The 2,471-nt window shown below is 58.0% G+C and carries 6 protein-coding genes and 1 tRNA gene; all 7 read left to right on the top strand.

The features are described 5' to 3' along the window. Positions 1-404 (top strand): pentapeptide repeat-containing protein (locus tag AC1Q64_RS25615; RefSeq protein ID WP_492253171.1); only part of this gene is annotated, 404 nt, incomplete at its 5' end. Positions 405-693: 289 nt separating this feature from the next. Beyond that, complete coding sequence (locus tag AC1Q64_RS25610; RefSeq protein ID WP_492253170.1) at positions 694-1,020, top strand: hypothetical protein; 327 nt, start codon at positions 694-696, stop codon at positions 1,018-1,020. A gap of 39 nt (positions 1,021-1,059) precedes the next feature. Then, positions 1,060-1,136 (top strand) — tRNA-Arg (locus AC1Q64_RS25605). Positions 1,137-1,186: 50 nt separating this feature from the next. After that, positions 1,187-1,474, top strand: a complete 288-nt coding sequence (locus tag AC1Q64_RS25600; protein ID WP_492253169.1) for a hypothetical protein — start codon at positions 1,187-1,189, stop codon at positions 1,472-1,474. Beyond that, complete coding sequence (locus AC1Q64_RS25595) at positions 1,471-1,755, top strand: hypothetical protein (protein ID WP_492253168.1); 285 nt, start codon at positions 1,471-1,473, stop codon at positions 1,753-1,755. Before AC1Q64_RS25600 ends, AC1Q64_RS25595 begins: the two co-directional genes overlap by 4 nt. After that, on the top strand, positions 1,743-2,087 hold the full coding sequence (locus tag AC1Q64_RS25590) for a hypothetical protein (protein WP_492253167.1): 345 nt from the start codon (positions 1,743-1,745) through the stop codon (positions 2,085-2,087). The genes AC1Q64_RS25595 and AC1Q64_RS25590 overlap by 13 nt, the downstream gene beginning before the upstream one ends. Continuing rightward, positions 2,087-2,389, top strand: coding sequence for a hypothetical protein (locus AC1Q64_RS25585; RefSeq protein ID WP_492253166.1), 303 nt, complete (start codon positions 2,087-2,089; stop codon positions 2,387-2,389). The genes AC1Q64_RS25590 and AC1Q64_RS25585 overlap by 1 nt, the downstream gene beginning before the upstream one ends. The last annotated feature ends 82 nt before the right edge of the window (positions 2,390-2,471 follow it).

Here is a 2,471-nt window from a genome sequence, read left to right as displayed (position 1 = left end):
CCAACCTCTCGGGCGCCTACCTCTCGGGCGCCAACCTCTCGCGCGCCAACCTCTCGGGCGCCAACCTCTCGGGCGCCAACCTCTCGGGCGCCTACCTCTCGGGCGCCTACCTCTCGGGCGCCAACCTCTCGGGCGCCAAGTGGCGCGACGGCATCGTGATCAACAAGGCGCCGATTCAACTCTTTGGGCTGCACTGGCGCGTCACCATTCTTGATGAACACATGCAGATCGGATGCGAGTTGCACAAGCTGAGCGATTGGGCGGGATACGACGACAAGCGCATTGCCGAGATGGATGGGCGTGAGGCTCTGCGATTCTGGCGTGCGCACAAAGATGCACTGCTGGGTCTTGCAAAAGGCGCTGGGCGCGGCGTTGCGGCTGAGGCTGTAGCGGTAACTGAATAGATACCCCCCACCCCGCCCCTACACCAGGGGCCGGGAGTGCCGGGATTGCTTTGATGGGCGGCGGCGTGGAACGTGGACACGCAAGCGGCGCAGCTATGTTTATTGCAGTACCCGGGAAGGCTGCATGACCGTTGCGATCTTTGGGCAAGAGTTGTCAGGGCCTGACGAGGCCCAGCAAGACTTTTGCTTGACTACAAACGCTGGGAATAACGAGCCCTAGTAGGACTTAACAAGCCTGCCCGCCCTTCAAAGCAATCCCCCCCCCAATTCAACAAACTAGGAGAAGAGCATGGACTTGAACGCATATTTGATGAGCGTTCGTGACCACGGAGGTCGTGGGCATGATGGAAGTCACTATCCAATAGCAAAGCGCATCACCTGCAAAGATGGGTTTTCGCTTTCAGCTCAAGCAAATTACGGAGCGTATTGCTCTCCACGGGAAAACATGGGGCCTTGGTACGAGGTCGAGGTGGGTTTTCCAAGCGCTGAACCAGAGCTGATCATGAGTTATGCGGAGGAGCCGGACAAGCCAACGGACACAGTGTATGGCTATGTGCCGATTGAACTTGTAGAGCAGCTGATTGAGCTACACGGCGGTATCGTTACCGATGCCTAACCCCCTCCCTGTCTTCCTATAGACAGGGCAAGCCACATAGCGTCGTTAGCTCAACTGGATAGAGCTGCTGTGTTCTAGGCAGTAGGTTGCGGGTTCGAGTCCTGCACGACGCACCAACCCCACACAACCCAAGCCGCCTAGTGCGGCTTTTTTCATGGAGCAGAGCATGGCCTTTGAAGTCCTGATGCGCGACTGCGCAAACGAAGAAGACCGCCGATCAAAGCGCGACGAGTTGATGCAGATTGAAGAAGCCCGACTCGCTGCGGTTGCCGTCTTTGAAGCACGGCTCGGCAAGTACGACCGCTTGTTGGACGGCCTCAGCTACCGAGATCACGATAACGAAGTGATTGCTGCACTGATGGACGCTTGCGCTGCCGGTGTGCCGTCGTGCATTGCTGTGGTGAAAGCGCTGGCGAACAAACATGGGTATCACACTGCGGAGATTGACGAATGAACAACCTTCACCCGAATTGGGGCACTGCCATCGTACTAAGCGCCGTTCTCGGCGCTTTTTGTTTTGTGAGCGACGCCGACTACCGCGAGGAGTTTGGCCACGCTGATGAACTGCAATCTGTGCAGCAGGAGGAACGGGCCAAGGCAAGCCGCGAGTTTGCTGGGCAGTACGCATGTGGTCCGGGAGCGCAAGCGCAATGGCTCTCTGACAAGGAGCTGCAATGCGTGCCAAAGCGCGGTCGTGAATATCAAGTAGCAGGAGGCCAGCCATGGGTGAAATGAAGCCGCGCTTAGTGTGGGTTGCCGAGTACGACGACGACTCAGACTATCTGAGCGTGATGGAGCGATTGGATACGCAAGGTAAGTACGAAGGCGTGACGATCTGCCGCCTGCATGGCGAGGCGTCTGCAGACCTGATCGCAGAAGCCGGAACAGTGTTCCACAACACTGGCCTGTCACCTGTGCAGTTAGTGGAGCAGAGGGATGAGCTGCTGGACGCCCTTCAAGGCATGGTCGATTTTTACCGCCCCGGAGCATGGGGAAGCGGAGAAAACAGGCGGGATGCGCTGGATGCTGCGCTCGCCGCACTAGCCAAGTGCGAAGGAGTGCAGTGATGCCGTCATTGATCTTTCAAGCCGCCCGCGCGCCGTGGCGGTCAGGCATAGAGCTGCACATGGCATCCCGCACAGACGGTGTTTTGTCTGTCGCTCAGCCAGTCGTGATGAAAGCCCAAGACGCGACAGTGGTTCACGACCCGTTCTTGCGCCTTGAATTCACCGCAGCTCAGCAACTGATGGATGAGCTTTGGGGGTGCGGATTGCGCCCCACAGAAGGCACCGGAAGTGCTGGCAGCTTGGCGGCGACAGAACGCCACTTGCAGGACATGCGCAAACTTGTTTTTGAAGGCAGGCCATGACCAACACCGATGACATAGAGATCGGCCTAGACGACCTGCTCTTTTGGGTCATCTGGGCTCTCGCATTCTTTGCAGCATTCGG

Source organism: Acidovorax sp. GW835-FHT14G06, from assembly GCF_058793595.1.
Note: the sequence above shows the minus strand (reverse complement) of the source record. Positions and strands in the feature narration are given on the sequence as shown.